Origin of the sequence: Geodermatophilus bullaregiensis, from assembly GCF_016907675.1 — a bacterium.
Lineage (GTDB): Bacteria > Actinomycetota > Actinomycetes > Mycobacteriales > Geodermatophilaceae > Geodermatophilus > Geodermatophilus bullaregiensis.
The window spans coordinates 3,971,179-3,988,378 of sequence record NZ_JAFBCJ010000001.1; the positions used below are offsets into that span (position 1 = coordinate 3,971,179).

At 75.5% G+C, this 17,200-nt stretch carries 14 protein-coding genes; 7 read left to right on the forward strand and 7 right to left on the reverse strand.

Features of this window, described 5'->3' with window-relative positions; all coding sequences use genetic code 11:
• Positions 1–109 precede the first annotated feature (109 nt).
• Complete coding sequence (locus JOD57_RS19030) at positions 110–940, forward strand: cyclase family protein (protein ID WP_307824791.1); 831 nt, start codon at positions 110–112, stop codon at positions 938–940.
• Positions 941–1,161: 221 nt separating this feature from the next.
• Here the strand turns inward: JOD57_RS19030 and JOD57_RS19035 are convergent, their stop codons facing one another.
• The 3 genes from JOD57_RS19035 to JOD57_RS19045 form a co-directional block, all read right to left on the reverse strand.
• Positions 1,162–2,418, reverse strand: coding sequence for an IS30 family transposase (locus JOD57_RS19035; protein ID WP_239568642.1), 1,257 nt, complete (start codon positions 2,416–2,418; stop codon positions 1,162–1,164).
• A gap of 127 nt (positions 2,419–2,545) precedes the next feature.
• Positions 2,546–3,568 (reverse strand): NADPH:quinone reductase, encoded by a 1,023-nt coding sequence (locus tag JOD57_RS19040; RefSeq protein WP_204693458.1) that lies wholly within the window; start codon positions 3,566–3,568, stop codon positions 2,546–2,548.
• An 18-nt stretch (positions 3,569–3,586) separates the two neighbouring features.
• Positions 3,587–3,919 (reverse strand): hypothetical protein, encoded by a 333-nt coding sequence (locus tag JOD57_RS19045; RefSeq protein ID WP_204693459.1) that lies wholly within the window; start codon positions 3,917–3,919, stop codon positions 3,587–3,589.
• Between the two features lie 137 nt (positions 3,920–4,056).
• Between JOD57_RS19045 and JOD57_RS19050 the strand changes: the two genes are divergently transcribed.
• The 3 genes from JOD57_RS19050 (at position 4,057) to JOD57_RS19060 (ending at position 7,621) form a co-directional block, all read left to right on the forward strand.
• Complete coding sequence (locus JOD57_RS19050) at positions 4,057–4,959, forward strand: ATP-grasp fold amidoligase family protein (RefSeq protein ID WP_204693460.1); 903 nt, start codon at positions 4,057–4,059, stop codon at positions 4,957–4,959.
• Positions 4,960–5,033: 74 nt separating this feature from the next.
• The gene (locus tag JOD57_RS19055) at positions 5,034–6,887 is read left to right on the forward strand and encodes a putative bifunctional diguanylate cyclase/phosphodiesterase (RefSeq protein ID WP_204693461.1); all 1,854 of its coding nucleotides are present in this window, start codon (positions 5,034–5,036) and stop codon (positions 6,885–6,887) included.
• 122 nt (positions 6,888–7,009) lie between these two features.
• Positions 7,010–7,621, forward strand: a complete 612-nt coding sequence (locus tag JOD57_RS19060; protein ID WP_204693462.1) for an Rv0361 family membrane protein — start codon at positions 7,010–7,012, stop codon at positions 7,619–7,621.
• A gap of 115 nt (positions 7,622–7,736) precedes the next feature.
• Here JOD57_RS19060 and JOD57_RS19065 read toward each other — a convergent pair whose 3' ends face one another.
• A complete protein-coding gene (locus JOD57_RS19065) occupies positions 7,737–10,340 on the reverse strand; it encodes a bifunctional FO biosynthesis protein CofGH (protein ID WP_204693463.1) in 2,604 nt (867 codons plus the stop codon).
• A 57-nt stretch (positions 10,341–10,397) separates the two neighbouring features.
• Positions 10,398–10,901, reverse strand: a complete 504-nt coding sequence (locus tag JOD57_RS19070; protein ID WP_204693464.1) for a flavin reductase family protein — start codon at positions 10,899–10,901, stop codon at positions 10,398–10,400.
• Positions 10,902–10,936: 35 nt separating this feature from the next.
• Here JOD57_RS19070 and JOD57_RS27045 point away from each other — a divergent pair, with 35 nt between their 5' ends.
• Positions 10,937–12,361, forward strand: coding sequence for a dihydrolipoyl dehydrogenase family protein (locus JOD57_RS27045; RefSeq protein WP_204693465.1), 1,425 nt, complete (start codon positions 10,937–10,939; stop codon positions 12,359–12,361).
• A 28-nt stretch (positions 12,362–12,389) separates the two neighbouring features.
• Positions 12,390–13,184, forward strand: coding sequence for an SGNH/GDSL hydrolase family protein (locus JOD57_RS19080; protein WP_204693466.1), 795 nt, complete (start codon positions 12,390–12,392; stop codon positions 13,182–13,184).
• 25 nt (positions 13,185–13,209) lie between these two features.
• Here JOD57_RS19080 and JOD57_RS19085 read toward each other — a convergent pair whose 3' ends face one another.
• Positions 13,210–15,198 (reverse strand): putative bifunctional diguanylate cyclase/phosphodiesterase, encoded by a 1,989-nt coding sequence (locus JOD57_RS19085; protein WP_307824792.1) that lies wholly within the window; start codon positions 15,196–15,198, stop codon positions 13,210–13,212.
• A 132-nt stretch (positions 15,199–15,330) separates the two neighbouring features.
• Here JOD57_RS19085 and JOD57_RS19090 point away from each other — a divergent pair, with 132 nt between their 5' ends.
• Entirely contained in the window at positions 15,331–16,377 is a 1,047-nt protein-coding gene (locus JOD57_RS19090) for an LLM class flavin-dependent oxidoreductase (RefSeq protein WP_204693467.1), read from the forward strand.
• A gap of 46 nt (positions 16,378–16,423) precedes the next feature.
• Here JOD57_RS19090 and JOD57_RS19095 read toward each other — a convergent pair whose 3' ends face one another.
• Positions 16,424–17,080 carry a DUF4333 domain-containing protein gene (locus JOD57_RS19095; protein ID WP_204693468.1) on the reverse strand — a complete coding sequence of 219 codons (657 nt, stop codon included), beginning with the start codon at positions 17,078–17,080 and terminating at the stop codon, positions 16,424–16,426.
• Positions 17,081–17,200 lie beyond the last annotated feature (120 nt).

Below are 17,200 nucleotides of genomic sequence, written 5' to 3' on the forward strand. Positions count from 1 at the left end.
GTCCCGCGGCCGGTCCCAGGGCTATGGTGCGCGGGCACCCGAGCCCAGGGGCACCCGGTCACGACGGGGGCGACGGAGAGCGCGCATGTGCACGGAGCACACAGGCAGGGTGGCGCAGCAGGAGCGCGCCGGGACCGGAGCCGGCTTCTCCCGGCGGGCAGCGCTGGTGGGCGGGGCGGCCGCGGCCGTGACCGCTGCGCTGGCCGGTACCGCTCGGGCCGAGGACCGGACACCGCGAACCCCGAGCTGGGGCGGGCGCGGCCTGTGCGACCTCACGCACCCGTTGACCACCGGTCTGCCGATGTTCGTCCCGGCCGAGGCGCCGTCCCGCCGCACCGTCGTGACGATCGAGGAGGATGGCTACTACCTGCAGGAGTGGCGCGTCTTCGAGCACACCGGCACCCACGTCGACGCGCCGGGACACTTCACGCCGGGCGGTCGCCTCGCGCCCGAGCTGCGGATCGACGAGCTCGTCACGCCCGCCGTCGTCATCGACATCAGCACGCGGGCGGCGGACGAGCCCGACACCGTCGTGACGATCGACGACGTCCACGCGCACGAGCAGCGCCACGGCCGCATCCCGGACGGCGCCGCCGTCCTCATGAACTCCGGCTGGGGCACCAGGATCGGCGATCCGGTGGCCTACCGCGGCGCGGACGCGATGGGGACGCTGCACTTCCCAGGCTTCGGTGCGGACACCTGCGAGTGGCTGCTGGAACACCGGCGCATCCGCAGCCTCGGCGTCGACACGCTCAGCATCGACCCGGGCGTGTCCACGACCTTCGACACCCACCTGGTGCTCACCGGCGCCGACCGCTACGGGCTGGAGAACCTCGCCCACCTCGACCGCATCCCACCCACGGGCGCGACGATCGTGGTCGGCCTCATCCCGTTCGAGGAGGGTTCGGGCGGTCCCGCGCGCGTCTTCGCCTCCTGGTGAACCGGCGGGCGCGGCGCGCCGGCGGCGGTGGGCGATCCTCGAACTCGTCCAGGGAGAGGAAGACGCAAGGCGCGTCGCGACCCTGTCACAGCGGTGTGGTCTTGGTTGCCAGGTGCTGGCCCGGGCTCGCACGCTGGCGGGCGCTGGTGCCGGTCGGCCGACCACAGTGGGGGCGTGAGCTGCAGCGATGTGCGCTGAGGGCTCGTTCTGCAGAGGCGGTTTCAGGGGGTCGTCGCAACGCCAGCTTGTTGATCTTCGGAGAGTAGCTGGCTGAGGGCTTCGGCTGGGGTCTGGAAGTCCAGGGTCTTGCGCGGTCGGCCGTTGAGCCGATCGGCGACCGCGGCGAGGTCGGCCGGGCTGTGCACGGACAGGTCGCTGCCCTTGGGAAAGTACTGGCGGAGCAATCCGTTGGTGTTCTCGTTGCTGCCCCGTTGCCACGGGGAGTGCGGATCGCAGAAGTAGACCGGCAGGTCGGCGGCGATGCTGACCTCGACGTGCCGGCGCATCTCCAGGCCCTGGTCCCAGGTCAGCGAGCGGCGCAGGGCAGCGGGCAAGGTGCCGATGGCGGCCACGATCTGATCGCGGACGGCGAGGGCGTCGCCGGGGCCGCCAGGCACGTGCAGCAGCAGCACGAACCGGGTGCTGCGCTCCACCAGGGTGCCGATGGCCGAGCGGCCGTTCGCCCCGACGATCAGATCGCCCTCCCAGTGGCCGGGCACGGCTCGGTCGTCGGCCTCGGCCGGGCGTTCGCAGATCATCACCTTGTCCTTGATCCGCTCCCGCCGGCCATCGACACGTCGCCGCGGCTTGCGCAGCGTCCGCCCGGTGCGCAGGCAGGCGGCCAGCTCCCGGCGCAGCGCTCCGCGACCCTGCACGTGGATCGACTGGTAGATCGCCTCGTGGCTGATCCGCAGGGACTCATCGTCGGGGAACTCCTGGCGCAGCCGCGCCGAGATCTGCTCCGGGCTCCACTGCTGTTCGAGCCTGTCTTGCACCCACGCGTGCAGCGCGGGGTGGTCGGCCAGCTTGCGAGTCTTCGGGCGGCGCGCCGTGAGCTCGGCGCGCTGCTGGGCCTTGGCGGCTCGATAGTGCGGCCGCGACCGGTGCCCCGGCACCGGGCCAGGCCGGCGCCGCCGGCCCGCGGGCAGCAGTGGCTTGCGCCGGCCGCGGGCCAGCCGGTTGTTCGCCAGCTCCCGGCAGATCGTCGAGCGGTGCCGGCCCAGTTCGCGGGCGATCTGGGCCTGGGTCCAGCCCTCCGCCCAGCACAGATCGATCGTCTCCCGCTCGGCGGCGGACAGATAGCGGCCGCTCGGCTCGGCCAACGACATCAGCGCCACGCCGCCACCGTTGGCGAACCACCGTCGTCCCTGGGTGATCGACACACCTGCCTCGACCGCTGCCCGCTCGATCGAGTGCCCCTTCCTGATCAACCGCCAGAATCCCCGCTCGACCTCACGCGAGATCCCCATCCGCGCCATCGCAACCACCCCAGGCCATCGAGGGCGTTGCGTGGACCCCTTGAACCCGGGTCTCCAGGACGAGCCCTCGGCGCACATCACCGCCGGCGTCGGAGGCCACGGCCGCCAACCAATCGGCACACCGCTGTCAGGCCGTCACGTCGACCAGCACCTTGCCGACGGCGCCGTCCTCGACGGCGCGGTGGGCCTCGGCGGTCTCGGCCAGCGGGAAGACGTGCAGCGGCAGCCCCGCCTCCTCCCCGACCCGCACCGCGCCGTCCAGCACGGCGGCGTTGACGTCCTCGACGGCGATGACCTTGGCGCGCTCGGGCTCGGTGTAGACGAGCACGAAGTGCCACTGCGCGTTGGGGCCCATCTGCGTGCGGACCGGCAGGGTCACCTCGTCGCCGCCGTTGTTGGCGTAGACCGCGACGGCGCCGTGCGGGCCGATCACCTGCGCGTCGACGGCGGCGTTGACCGCCGGGGCGACCTCGGCGACGACGTCGACGCCCCTTGGGGCGACCTTGCGCACCTCCGCGACGACGTCCTGCTGCCGGTAGTCGACGACGTGCGAGGCGCCGGCCGCCGCGGCCAGCTGGGCCTTGTGCGGGCTGCTCACCGTGGCGATGACGGTGGCGTCGGCCCAGCGGGCGAGCTGGATGGCGGCGTTGCCCACGGCCCCGGCGCCGCCCTGCACGAGCACCGTGCGGCCGGCCAGCGCGCCGGGGCCGAGCCGGTCGGGCAGCGACTCGCCGAGGGTGAGGCACCGGTGCGCGGTCAGGAAGGGGATGCCGAGGGCCGCGCCGAGCTCGAACGGCGCCTGCTCGCCCAGCAGCACCGCCTGCCGCGCGGGGACGACCGTGTGCTCGGCCGCCGTGCCCCAGCGACGCTGCCAGGCCGCCTCCCACACCCACACGCGCTGGCCGGTGACGGCCGGGGTCACGCCCTGCCCGACCGCCTCGATCACGCCGGAGCCGTCCTGGCCGGGCACCTGCGCCTCCCCGGCCGGCGCGCCGGCGGTGGCACCCGACCGCGACTTCCAGTCGGTGGGGTTCACGCCGGAGAAGGCCAGTCGCACCCGCACCTCGCCCGGGCCGGGGTCGGGCACGGGCAGGTCGAGCAGTTCCAGGACGTCGGGGCCGCCGGTGCGGCGGTAGCTGATGGCGCGCACACCGCCACCTTGCCAACGTCAGGCGGTGGGCACGACCCGGGCGGCGGCGCGCTCGGACTGGATGCGCCGCCAGTGGTAGAGGTACAGCGGCCCGGCGATGAGCAGCGTCGTCCCGGCACCGACCACCTCGAGCACCTCGAAGCGGCGCTGCGAGTCCAGCGACCGCTCGGCCAGGCGCTGCTCCTCCTCGTCGTCCAGCGCCGGGTCGCCGTAGTAGCCGACGCCCGGGTCGGGGTAGGCGATCCCCACCACTCCCCGGACCAGCTGCACGGCCGCGAAGACCGAGATGACCAGGGTGACCAGGCAGACGGCGTAGAGGTAGCCGTCGCGGAGGGTCAGGCGCTCGGCCACGGGCGCTCCCGGTCCTCGGCCGGCGTCGGCTCGCCGGCGGTGGGGGCCATGGTCCGGACGGCTGGCCGGCGGCGGGGCCGGCGTGACCTCCCGCGGCCGAACCGTTACCGCCGCCGCTCCGGGGTAGGACGGCGCCCGTGACGGTCGAGGACCCCGCCCGCCTGGCCCGCGTCGTGCCGCCGCTGCGCCGCGCGCTGCTCTACCGTCGCCACCACGGGCGGCTGCCGCCGCTGCGGGACCCGCGGACGTTCACCGAGAAGCTGAACTGGCGGATCACCCGCGACCGCCGCCCGCTGCTGGCGCCCACGTGCGACAAGCTCGCGGGGAAGGAGCACGTCGCGCGCCGGGCGCCCGGACTGGTCCGGGTCCCCGAGACGTACTGGACGGGCACCGACGTCACCGGGCTGGCCGGCGTCGACCTGCCCGCGCGGTGGGTGCTCAAGCCCAACCACTCGTGCCGCCGGGTGCTCGTGGGGGAGGGGCGGCCCGACGTCGCCGACCTCGCCGCGCGGACCGCCGGCTGGGGGCCCGAGCGCTACTGGCGCAAGAGCGAGGAGTGGGCCTACCGGCACGCGCGGCCGTTCCTGCTGGCCGAGGAGCACGTGGGCCGGCCCGGCGAGGCGCCCGCCGACCTCAAGGTCCTCGTGTTCGACGGCGTGCCGCGGCTGGTCGGCGTCCACACCGGCCGGCGGGGGGAGCACCGGGCGCGGCTGTACGGCGCCGACTGGGAGCCGCTGCCGTGGACCTGGGGGTACCCGGCCGGTCCGGACGTGCCCCGCCCGGGCTGGCTGCCCGACCTGCTCGCCGCCGCCGCGGCCGTGGCCGCCGACTTCGACATGCTGCGCGTGGACCTCTACCGGCACGCCGGGCAGCTGTGGGCCGGCGAGCTGACGCCCTACCCGGGCGCGGGGCTGCGCCGGCTCGAGCCGGACCTCGACGCGCTGCTCGGGAACTGGTGGACGCTGCCGGCCGCGCGCACCGCCCGCTCGCCCGCCCGCCGGTTGCTGCCGGCCCCGGCGGGAGCCCTCCCGCGCCGCTGACCCGCTCACCCCCGCGGGTGAGGGGTGTCCCCTGCCGCGTGGAGCGGCCCCGCGGACGGGCCGATGGACGACGCATGGACCTCCGCGTGCTCCCCCACCTGCGCAGTCACCTGCCTGAGGGGCGGATGCTGCCCGGGGAGATCTGGCGGAGCCGTCACCTGCTGCTCGTGCGGGTGTCCGCGGTGCAGGCCGCCGGCATCGGCGTGATGGCGCTCGGTCTGGGCCGCTCGGTCCTGGCCGCCGTGCTCATGACGGCCGCCACGGCCTACCCGCTGGCCTTCACGCTGCTCCCCGGCGCAGGCCGCATGCTGCGGGCCGCCGGGACCACGGTGAGCCTGCTGACCGCTTCCGCGCTCCTCGTGCACCTCCTGGAGGGGCTGACCGAGTCCCACTTCCACTTCTTCGTCGTCGTCGGCCTGGTCTCGCTGTACCAGAGCTGGGCGCCCTTCGGCCTGGCCCTGGGCGTGGTCGTGCTGCACCACGGGGTGCTCGGCACGCTGTTCCCGCACTCGGTGTTCGGACACGCCGCGGCCTACCACGACCCGTGGCTGTGGGCCCTCGTGCACGGCGCCTTCGTGCTGGCCGCGAGCCTGGCCCACCTGGCGTCCTGGCGGCTCAACGAGCAGCAGGGCCTGCGCGACCCGCTCACCGGGCTGGCCAACCGCACGCTGGTGCACGAGACCACCGAGCGACTGCTGGCCCGCCGCGGCGGCGCCGTCAGCGTGCTCTTCCTCGACCTCGACGACTTCAAGGACGTCAACGACACCCGCGGCCACGCGGCCGGGGACCAGCTGCTCACCACGGTCTCCGAGCGGCTGCAGGCCTGCACCCGCTCCGGCGACGAGGTCGCGCGGCTGGGTGGCGACGAGTTCGCGATCGTCGTCGACGGCGGCGCCGAGGTGGCGACGGCGATCGGCGAGCGGGTGCTGGCCGCCCTCGCCGAGCCGGTCCTCGTCGGCGGGCGGCCCCTGACGGTGCACGTCAGCATCGGGGTGGCCGACTCCGCCACCGCCGGTGACCGCCGCGCCGGGACCCTGCTGCGCAACGCCGACCTGGCCATGTACCAGGCCAAGTCGCAGGGCAAGAACCGCCTGGTCCGCTACGCGCCGGGCATGGCCCAGGCCGCGGAGGACAAGGCCACCCTGGCCGCCGACCTCGTCGCCGCGACCGCGGCCGGCCAGCTCGCCGTGCACTACCAGCCGACGGTGGCGCTGGCCGACGGCCGCACCACCGGCTACGAGGCGCTGCTGCGCTGGCACCACCCCGGGCGCGGGATGGTGCCGCCGGTGGAGTTCATCCCGATGGCCGAGGAGAGCGGCCACATCGTCGAGATCGGCCGCTGGGTGCTCGAGCAGGCGGTGCGCCAGGCGGCCGTCTGGACGGCGGAGTCCGGCCGCCCCGTCGGCATGGCGGTCAACCTCTCGCCGCGCCAGCTGGTCGACGACGACGTCGTCGGGCTGGTCGACGCCGTCCTCGCCCGGCACGGCCTGCCCGCCGGCCAGCTCACCCTGGAGGTGACCGAGGGCGTGCTGCTGCGCGACGTCGACCAGGTCGTCGACCAGCTGCGCGACCTGCGCGGGCTGGGTGTGCGGATCGCCATCGACGACTTCGGCACCGGCTACTCGAGCCTGTCCTACCTGCGCCGGCTACCCGCCGACATCGTCAAGATCGACCGCAGCTTCGTGCAGGACCTGGGCAGCGAGGGCCGCTCGACCACCCTGGTCGCCTCGATCATCGAGCTGGCCCGCAGCCTCCAGCTGGAGGTCGTCGCGGAGGGCGTCGAGACGCAGGAGCAGCACGCCGTGCTCGGCGACCTGGCCTGCTCGCACGCCCAGGGCTACCTGTTCGGCCGGCCGCAGCCCGCTCCCGCCCACGACCACACGCCGTCCGTCGTCCCCGCGCCCCGGACCCCGGTCGCCGTCGGCTGACCGGCCGCACACGACCGCACCACTCCCACCACCACTCCCACCACCACCACTCCCACCACCACCACTCCCACCACCACCACTCCCACCACCGCAGCACCCCACCCACCAGGAGGTACACCGCCATGACCACCCCACCGTCGCTGCCGTCGCCGCCCCCCCAGGGGCCGGCCGGCTGGGTCCCGCCCGCCGGCCCGCCGGCCGCGCCGTACGCCGCTCCGCACGCCGCTGGGCCCGCCGGCTGGGGCCCGCCCGTCCCGCCCGCGACCCCGCCGTCCTGGCTGGCGGGCGTGCCGGCTGGCCCGTCCCCGGTCCCCGGACCGGCCGGGCCCGCCCGCAACCGGCGGCTGGTGGCCGGCGCCGCCGTGCTCGCCGTCGGCGTGCTCGTCACCACCGTGGTCCTTGCCGACAGCGGAGGGTCGACGACGCCGGGTGAGGTCGCCGTCGGGTACGTGGACGCGCTGCAGTCCGGGGACTACACGACCGCCTACCAGTCGCTGTGCCGCGAGGAGCGGGACGACTACGACGACGCGGACGAGTTCGCCGAGGACATGGACCACTACCTGGGCGGCCTGCTCAGCGCCCCCGGTCGTGTCGTCGAGGTCGAGCAGGACGGCGAGGGCTGGGAGGTCGACGTCCGCATCTCCACCGTGTTCGGCACTGACGAGACCCCGCTGGACGTCGTCGTGGAGGACGGCGAGCTCCGCGTCTGCGACGACCTGGCCGACTCCCTCTGAGCCGCACGGCCCCGGGCCCGGCGCACGGGCAGCCTGCGCGCCGGACCCCTCCCGCGAGATCGGCGATGTCGTCGTCATCAGACGCTGATGACGACGACATCGCCGATCTCGCGCGTCAGGTGGGGGCGATCGAGAGGGTGAGGCGGCGGCGGCCCTCGTCGGAGCGGGCGGTGGCCATCCGCTCGGCCGACGGCGTCCCGTACTCGGTGGTGCGCTGCCGCGCGGGCCGGCCGATGGACGCCGCGACCGCCTCGAGCTCGGCGATGGTCTTCAGCGAGCCGTTCTCGCTGCCGGCCATCCGGCTGATCGTCTCCTCCATCAGGGTGCCGCCGAGGTCGTTCGCGCCGCCCTGCAGCACCGCCCGCGTGCCGGCCTCGCCGAGCTTGACCCACGACGTCTGGACGTTCCGGATCCGCCCGTGCAGCAGCAGCCGGGCCACGGCGTGCACCGCCCGGTTCTCCCGCACCGTCGGGCCCGGCCGGGCCACGCCGGCGAGGTAGATCGGCGCGTTGTGGTGCACGAACGGCAGCAGCACGAACTCGCTGAACCCGCCGGTCTCGTCCTGCACCGCGGCCAGCGTGCGCAGGTGCGCCACCCAGTGCGCGGGGGTGTCGACGTGGCCGTACATCATCGTCGACGTCGTCGGCAGGCCCACCCGGTGCGCCGTCCGCACGATCTCCAGCCAGGTCGCCGCGGGCAGCTTCCCCTTCGTCAGCACCCAGCGGACGTCGTCGTCGAGGATCTCCGCCGCCGTCCCCGGCACGCTGTCGAGCCCGGCCTCCTTCGCCGCGGTGAGGAAGTCGGCGAACGACAGCCCGGTGCGGGCTGCCGCGTTGACGATCTCCATGGGGGAGAAGGCGTGCAGGTGGATGCCGGGCTGCCGCCGCTTCACCTCGCCGATCAGGTCGAGGTAGGCGCTGCCGGGCAGGTCGGGGTGGATGCCGCCCTGCATGCAGATCTCGGTGGCGCCGGCGGCCCACGCCTGGTCCACCCGGTCGCCGACCTCGGTCAGCGAGAGCGTGTAGGCGTCGGCGTCGGTGCGCCGCTGGGCGAAGGCGCAGAACCGGCAGCCGGTGTAGCAGACGTTGGTGAAGTTGATGTTCCGGTTGACGACGTAGGTGACGTCGTCGCCGGTGACGTCGCGGCGGACGGCGTCGGCCAGCGCGCACAGCGCCCCGAGGTCGGGGCCGTCGGCGCCGAGCAGCGCCAGGTACTGCGCGTCGGAGAGGCCGGCCGGGTCGCGCTCGGCGGCCCGCAGCGCGGCGTGCACCTCGGGGTCGCCGACGGCCAGCGCGGTGCTGTGCCCGTCGCGCGCGGCCGTCGTCCGGTCGCGCAGCTCGGCCCAGTCGCCGTAGACGGCGTCGAAGTCGCTGCGCCGGTCGGCGGTGCGCCCGACGGTGTCCACCTCGACGTGCAGGTCGGTCCGGCCGGTCGACACCCAGGCCTCGTCGGGCTCCTGCCACGGCAGCCCGGCCGGGATCCGGCCCTCGACCGCCAGCCCGTCCGGGCCGGCCAGCGCGGCCACGTGCGGGCGCACCCGCGGGTCGAGCCACGGCTCGGGGGACAGCACGTAGGGCGGCTGGGCGGCCAGCCGCTCGCGCAGGGCGAAGCCCCCTTCGGCGGTGAGCGCGGCGAGCTCGTCGACGTGCGGCCAGGGCCGCTCGGGGTTGACGTGGTCGGGCGTGAGGGGGGAGACCCCGCCCCAGTCGTCGACGCCGGCGCGCAGCAGCAGGCCCAGCTCGGTGGAGTCGCTCAGGTTCGGCGGGGCCTGCACCCGCGCCCGGGGGCCCAGCAGCAGCCGGGTGACGGCGACGGCGGCCACGTACTCCTGCAGCGCCAGGTCGTCGTGCGCGGCCATCGCGGTGCGCGGCTTGGCGCGGAAGTTCTGGACGATGACCTCCTGCACGTGCCCGTGGCGCTGGTGCGCGGCCCGGATCCGCAGGACGGCGTCGACTCGCTCGGCCGGCGTCTCGCCGATGCCCAGCAGCACGCCGGTGGTGAACGGGACGGCGGAGCGGCCGGCGTCCTCGAGCACCCGCAGCCGCACCGCGGGCTCCTTGTCGGGGCTGCCGAAGTGGGGGCCGCCGGGCTGCGACCACAGCCGGGTCGCCGTCGTCTCGAGCATCATCCCCATCGACGCCGAGACCGGCTTGAGCCGCTGGACCTCCTCCCACGTCAGCACGCCGGGGTTGAGGTGGGGGAGCAGCCCGGTCTCCTCCAGCACCCGGATGGCCATGGCCCGCAGGTAGCCGAGCGTGGAGTCGAAGCCGTGCGCCGCCAGCCACTCGGCCGCGACCGGCCAGCGGTCCTCCGGGCGGTCGCCGAGGGTGAACAGCGCCTCCTTGCACCCCAGGGCCGCGCCGGCGCGGGCGACGTCGAGCACCTCGTCGGGGGAGAGGAACGGCGCCTTGCCCTGGGCCCGGAGCTGCCCGGGCGTGGTGACGAACGTGCAGTAGTGGCAGCGGTCGCGGCACAGGTGGGTGAGCGGGATGAACACCTTGCGGCTGTAGGTGACGATCCCCGCGCGCCCGGCCGAGGCCAGCCCGGCGTCGCGCACCCGGGAGGCGGCGGTGAGCAGCCGGTCCAGCGGCGCGCCCTCACCCAGCCCGCGGGCCGACAGCAGGATCTCGGCCTCGCCGGCGTCGAGGGTCACCCCCCGCTCGGCACGGGCGAGGGCGCGCCGGAGCGCGGACGGCACGGGGGTCTGCGGCTGGCTCATCACCCGCGAACGTAGTCCGGGCGGCCGGCCGTGCGGACGGGACGGGCCTCCGTCGCGCTACCGGGTCCCCGGGGCGTCGACGTAGCGGCCGCGGAGGCGGAGCAGGGGCGCGGCGTCGGGGCGCAGCACCGGGACGTCGTCGACGAGCAGCAGCGCGAGCACGTGGTCGCCGGCCGGGACGAGGCGGTCGAGCCGGCAGTCCAGCGCGACGACGCCGCCGTCGAGCACGATCGCGTCGCTGCCGGCCGCCCGCGACCACGGCACCGACTCCAGCAGGTGCCGCGCGCCGGGCCGGCCGGCCGAGGAGAAGCGGCTGGCCAGGATCGCCTGCCCGGCCGCCAGCACGGTGAGCGCGCAGCTGCCCACCGCCTCGAGCACCTCGGCCGGGTAGCCCTCGGCGGTCAGGCCGACGGCGACCAGCGGCGGGTCGGCCGACACGCTCATCACCGAGGTGACCGTGGTCCCGACGTCGTCGGTGTCGTCGCGGACGGTCATCAGCGCGACCCCGGCGGCGTACTGGCGCAGCGCGGCGGCGTAGGCGACGGCGTCGACGGAGGCCATGGCGGCCAGTCGACCACACGACGAGGATCACGCCCGTGAGCAGCTCAGGGGAGAAGACCTACGACGTCGTCGTGCTCGGCGCCGGCTCGACGGGGGAGAACGTGGCCGACGTCGTCGTCCGCGGCGGGCTGAGCGCGGCCCTGGTGGAGGAGCACCTGGTCGGCGGCGAGTGCTCGTACTACGCGTGCATGCCGAGCAAGGCGCTGATCCGCGGCACCGAGGCCATCGAGGAGGCGAGGGCGGTCAAGGGCGCGGCGGCCGCCGTGACCGGGGAGCAGGACGTCGCCGCCACCTTGGAGCGCCGCGACTCCTTCACGCACGACTGGGACGACGCCTCGCAGGTGGAGTGGGTCGAGGGCGCGGGCATCGACCTGCTCCGCGGCACCGCCCGGCTCGACGGCGAGCGCGTCGTCGTCGTCACCGGGCCCGACGGCGGGACGACGCGGCTGACCGCCCGGCACGCCGTCGCCGTGTGCACCGGGTCCGCCGCCGCCGTCCCGCCGGTCGAGGGCCTGCCCGACGTGCAGCCGTGGACGCCGCGCGAGGCGACCAGCGCCAAGGAGGCGCCCCGCCGGCTGCTCGTGGTCGGCGGCGGCTACGTCGGCTGCGAGATGTCCTTCGCGTGGAACGCCCTCGGCTCGCAGGTGACCCTGCTGCAGCGCGGGCCGCGGCTGCTCCCCGGCGCCGAGCCGCAGGCCGGCGAGGCGGTGCTCGCCTCGCTGCGCGACCGCGGCGTCGACGTCCGGCTCGGCGCCGACGTGCGGGCCGCCCGCCGGGAGGACGACGAGGTGGTCCTGGTCACCGCCGAGGGTGAGCTGCGCGGCGACGAGGTGCTGGTCGCCGTGGGCCGGCAGGCGCGCACCACCGGCATCGGTGTCGACACCGTCGGCCTCGAGCCCGGCCGCTACCTCGACGTCGACGACACCCTGCAGGTCCGCGGCCTGCCCTGGCTCTACGGCGTCGGCGACGTCAACGGCCGCCGGCAGCTGACCCACATGGGCAAGTACCAGGCCCGCCAGGCCGGCGCGGCGATCGTGGCCCGCGCCCGCGGCGAGCAGGTCGCCGTCGAGGACTGGTCGCCGTACACCGCGACCGCCGACCGTGCCGCCACACCGTCGGTCGTGTTCACCGACCCGCAGGTGGCCAGCGTGGGCCTGACCAGCGCGCAGGCGCGCGAGTCGGGCCGGCCGCACCGCGTCGTCGAGTACCCGATCGGCTCGGTGGCCGGCGCCGCGCTGTTCGCCGACGACTACGAGGGGACGGCGATCGCCGTGGTCGACCCCGAGCGCGAGGTGCTGCTCGGCGTGACCTTCGTCGGCCCGGCGGTGGCCGAGCTGCTGCAGGCGGCGACGGTCGCCGTCGTCGGGGAGGTGCCGATCGCCCGGCTCTGGCACGCCGTCCCCGCCTACCCCACGGTCAGCGAGGTCTGGCTGCGGCTGCTGGAGACCTGGCGCGGCTGACGCCGGGGGGTCGTGCTGGAGTGGAGGGGTGCCCGTCCCGTCCCACCGTTCCCGGCGCCGCTACGTCGCCCTCGGCGACTCCTTCACCGAGGGGCTGGCCGACCCCGACCCGGAGCGTCCCGGCGGGTACCGCGGCTGGGCCGACCGGCTCGCCGGGCACCTGGCGGCGGCGCGGCCGGACGTCGACGTCGAGTACGCCAACCTCGCGATCCGGGGGCGGCTGCTGCCGCAGGTGCTCGCCGAGCAGGTGCCGGTGGCCCGGGCCGCGCGGCCGGACCTGGTCAGCCTGGTGGCCGGCGGCAACGACCTGCTGCGCCCGGGCGCCGACCCCGACCGGCTGGCCGCGGCCCTGGAGGAGGCGGTGGCCGGCTTCCGCAGCGACGGCGCCGACGTGCTGCTGGCCACCGGCGTCGACCCGCGGCTGACGCCGATCATCCGGCGCACCCGCGGCCGGGTCGCCGTCTTCAACGCCTCGCTGTGGTCGATCGCCGCGCGGCATGGCGCCGTCGTCCTCGACCAGTGGGGCGCCGACTGGCTGCAGGACTGGCGGCTGTGGGACGGCGACCGGATCCACCTCACCGCCGAGGGGCACCGGCGCATCGCGCTGGCCGCGGCCGCGGCGCTCGGCGTCCCGGTCGACGACGGCGGCGACTGGCGCACCCCGCTGCCGCCCGCGCCACCGCGGGCGCTGCGCGTGGCGCTGGCCGAGGAGGCCGCCTGGCTGCGCGGCTTCGTCGCCCCGTGGATCGCCCGCCGGCTGCGCGGCCGCTCGTCCGGCGACGGCCGGGAACCCAAGCGCCCGGTCCCGCTGACGCCGGCGTAGGGAACCTCCGCGGAGGTGCACGGCTTCAGTGCCGGTCGTCGTCCTCGTCGCCGGACGCGTCGTCGTCGACGACCACGACGAACGGGCGGACCGGCGGCTCGTCCTCGTCGTCCAGCGGGAAGACGTCGAGCCCGTCGGCGCCGGCCGGCGGCGGGACGGGCGGCAGCTCGGCGACGACCGCCTCGAGCTCGCCGGTCACGGCCTCCAGGACCGCGGCGGCCTCCTCGGCGGCCTGCTCGACGAGCACCTCGGCCATGAGCGCCTCGGCCCGGCTGGGCAGCGGTGCGGGCCGGCCGAACGCGTAGCCCTGCGCCATCGCGCAGCCGTGCCGGCGCAGCCAGTCGGCCTGGTCGAGGTCCTCGATGCCCTCGGCGATGACCTGCAGGCCCATGCCCCGGCCCAGCTGCAGCAGGCCCTGCACCAGTGCCGCGGTGGAGGGCTGGGTGACGACGTCGGCGACGAACGAGCGGTCGATCTTGACGGTGTGGATGGGCAGCCGGTGCAGCGCGGTGATCGCCGAGTAGCCGGTGCCGAAGTCGTCGAGCGCCAGCGTCACGCCGCGTGCGGTCACCTCCGACACCGCCTTGAGCGTCGCCTCCTCCGCGAACAGCGCCGTCGACTCGGTGATCTCCAGCTCCAGCCGGTCGGGGGCCAGCCCGGACTCCGCCAGCGCGGCGTCGACCAGGTCGCTGAAGCCGGGCTCGGCGAGGTGCCGGGCGGAGACGTTGACGTGCACCCGCAGCCCGGCCGGCCAGCCGGCGGCGTCCACGCAGGCGCGGTGGAGCACCCAGGCGCCCAGCCGGGAGGTCAGCCGGTTGTTCTCGGCGGCGTCGAGGAAGGCGCCCGGCGGCAGCAGGCCGCGGGTGGGGTGCTGCCAGCGGATCAGCGCCTCGTAGCCCAGCAGCGTCTCGTCGGAGAGGTCGACGATCGGCTGGTAGAACAGCCGCAGCTCGTCGCCGTCCAGCGCGCGGCGCAGGTCGGTCTCCAGCTGCAGCAGGTCGACCTCGTCGTCGGTGAGCACCCCGTCGTGCACCTCGATGCGCGCCCGGCTGCCGTCGCTCTTGGCGCGGGTCAGCGCGCTGTGCGCCTGGCGCAGCAGGTCGTCGGGGGCGACGTCGGAGCCGAGGGTCAGGCCCACGCTGGCCGAGAGCACGATCTCCCGGCCGGCCACCGGGAACGGGTCGTCGAGCACCGAGAGCAGCCGGTCGGCCAGCGCGCGCAGGCCGTCGAGGTCCTCGACGTCCTCGGCGAGGATGAGGAACTCGTCGGCGCCCAGCCGGACGGCGGTGTCCTCGACGCGGGTGCTCCAGCGCAGCCGGTCGGCGACCTGGCTGAGCAGCTGGTCGCCGGCCTCGGTGCCGAGGGTGTCGTTGACCGCCTGGAACCGGTCGAGGTCGAGGTGCACCAGGCCGACCTGCAGCCCGCGCCGACGGGACAGCGCCAGCGCGTGGTGCAGCCGGTCGATGAGCGCCCGGCGGTTGGGCAGCCCGGTGAGCGCGTCGGTGAACGCGCGGCGGACCAGGTCCTCCTCCGCGCGGCGCCGGTCGGTGACGTCGACCAGCGACAGGACGACGAACTGCGGCTCGCCGCTGCTGCGGTGGACGACGTCGTGCGACTGCTGCACCCACAGCTCGCTGCCGTCGGCGCGGCGCAGCCGGCGCTCGCCGTCCTGGCGCAGCCACGGGTCCAGGCGCAGCTCCCCGGTGAGCGGCCCGTCGCCGTCGGGCAGCGGCGCCTCGTCGGGGTGGGCCAGCAGGTCGACGTGCCGGCCGACCATGTCGTCGATCCCGCGGCCGGCCATCGCGCACAGCGCGTCGTTGACCACCAGCAGGTGGCCGTCGAGGTCGACGAGCGCCTGAGGGACCGGCGAGGAGAGGAAGAGGGCGCGGAACAGCTGGCCGCGGTCGGCCAGCAGCGTGTCGATGGCCCGCAGCCGCGTCCCCGTCGGTGCGCCGCCCGGCTGCCCGGGCTGGTCGTCCCGGGGCCGCGGCACGTGGGGAGCGCTGAGAGTCACCCGGACAGGGTGGCCGACCGGACGCCCGGAGTGACGGAACCGGTGCACGGAGAGTCGTGGTCGACCGGTCACATGTGGTGACGAACCCGTCCCATCGGGAACACCCGCCCCGGTGGGCGCGCTGGTCGGTCCATGACGACCGGCACGGAGAAGCGCATCGGGTTCCTGTCCTTCGGTCACTGGCAGCCGATCCCCGGCTCCCGGGTGCGCACCGCCCGTGACGCGCTGGTGCAGAGCGTCGAGCTGGCCGTCGCCGCCGAGGAGCTCGGCCTGGACGGCGCCTTCGTCCGCGTGCACCACTTCGCCCGCCAGCTGGCCTCGCCGTTCCCGCTGCTGGCCGCCATGGCGGCGCGGACCTCCCGGGTCGAGCTGGGCACCGGCGTCATCGACATGCGCTACGAGAACCCGCTGTACACGGCCGAGGAGGCGGCGGCCACCGACCTGCTCGCCGACGGGCGCCTGCAGCTGGGCGTCAGCCGGGGATCCCCGGAGACGGCGCTGCACGGCTCGGAGGCCTTCGGCTACGTGCCGCCCGAGGGGTCCTCGGACGCCGACCTGGCCCGCGAGAAGACGGCGCTGTTCCTGGCCGCGGTCCGCGGGGCGACCGTCGTCGACGCCGACCCCGGGATGACCGGCGGCGCCCGCGGCCGGCTGGCGGTGCAGCCGCAGTCGCCGGGGCTGGCCGACCGGATCTGGTGGGGCTCGGGCACCCGTGCCACGGCCGTCTGGACCGCCGAGCAGGGGATGAACCTGATGAGCTCGACGCTGCTGGTCGAGGACACCGGCGTGCCCTTCGACGAGCTGCAGGCCGAGCAGATCGCCCGCTACCGGGCCGCCTGGGCCGACGCCGGCTGGGAGCGCGAGCCGCGGGTGTCGGTGAGCCGCAGCGTCGTCCCGGTCGTGTCCGACCTCGACCGCGCCTACTTCGGCAGCGAGCGGTCCTCCTCCGACCAGGTCGGGGTGCTGGAGGGAGTGCGCGCCCGCTTCGGCAAGAGCTACGTCGGCGAGCCCGACCGGCTGGCCGAGGAGCTGGCCAAGGACGCCGCGGTCCGCGAGGCCGACACCCTGCTGATCACGGTGCCGAACATGCTCGGCGTCGAGTACAACGCCGCGCTGCTGGAGAACGTCGCCCGCCACGTCGCCCCGGCGATCGGGTGGGTGCCCGCCGGACAGCGCTGAGCGCCGGGCCCCCGCGAGGGAGCCCGGCGCCCAGGGACGCCCGGGGTCAGGAGGCGTCGAAGGTGACGTTGCCCTCGGCGTCGATCAGGGCGGTCACGGTGCCGGTGTCGCTGGGGTCGTCGACCAGGCTGGCCTCGCAGGTCAGCTCGAGGCCGTCGGCGGCGACGAGGACGGTGCGCTCACCGGCGTCGCAGGTGGAGACCACCGACAGGCCGGCCTCGCTGGCGAACTGATCGGTCAGCGCGGACTCGACGTCGGCCACCGGCACGAAGACCTGCTCACCGTCGATGCGGACGTTGCCCTCGTCGTCGGTCTGCTCGACGGTGTAGGTGACCTCCTGGCCCTCGACCATCGCGGTGCAGGTGGTGACGGTGCCGGCGGCCAGCTCGACGTCGTCGGGGCAGCTGACGTCGGTGACGGTGACGCCGGTCTGCTCCTCGGTGATCGAGACGATCTGCCGCTCGGCCTCGGCCGTGTCGAGCTGCTGGCTGCCGAAGAGGAAGAGGGCGCCGACGCCGAGCCCGGCCAGGACGACGACCGCCCCGATCACGCCGAGGATCTTGGGGAGGGCACTCCTCTTGGGCTGGGTCGGCGGCTGGCCGTGGCCGAAGCCGTGCAGGGCGCCGTAACCGGGCGCCGGGACCCCGTAGGGCTGGGCGTAGGGCGGCTGGCCGGGCTGGCGGGGGTCGTGGACCTGCGTCATGGCGGGCTCCTCGGTCGATCCCGGGGCCGTCCCCGGGTGCTCGGCGAGCACCGTGCCGGGGCCGACTTGCAGCGCCCTGGCAGCCCACTTGCAGTGCACCGACCACCCGCCCGCGTCCGG

Bases quoted from the DNA above. Each gene is read 5' to 3' on its own strand.
- JOD57_RS19035 (WP_239568642.1), bottom strand. From the start codon at position 2,418: ATGGCGCGGATGGGGATCTCGCGTGAGGTCGAGCGGGGATTCTGGCGG.
- JOD57_RS19055 (WP_204693461.1), top strand. From the start codon at position 5,034: ATGGACCTCCGCGTGCTCCCCCACCTGCGCAGTCACCTGCCTGAGGGG.
- JOD57_RS19060 (WP_204693462.1), top strand. From the start codon at position 7,010: ATGACCACCCCACCGTCGCTGCCGTCGCCGCCCCCCCAGGGGCCGGCC.
- JOD57_RS19065 (WP_204693463.1), bottom strand. From the start codon at position 10,340: ATGAGCCAGCCGCAGACCCCCGTGCCGTCCGCGCTCCGGCGCGCCCTC.
- JOD57_RS19070 (WP_204693464.1), bottom strand. From the start codon at position 10,901: ATGGCCTCCGTCGACGCCGTCGCCTACGCCGCCGCGCTGCGCCAGTAC.
- JOD57_RS19090 (WP_204693467.1), top strand. From the start codon at position 15,331: ATGACGACCGGCACGGAGAAGCGCATCGGGTTCCTGTCCTTCGGTCAC.
- JOD57_RS19095 (WP_204693468.1), bottom strand. From the start codon at position 17,080: ATGACGCAGGTCCACGACCCCCGCCAGCCCGGCCAGCCGCCCTACGCC.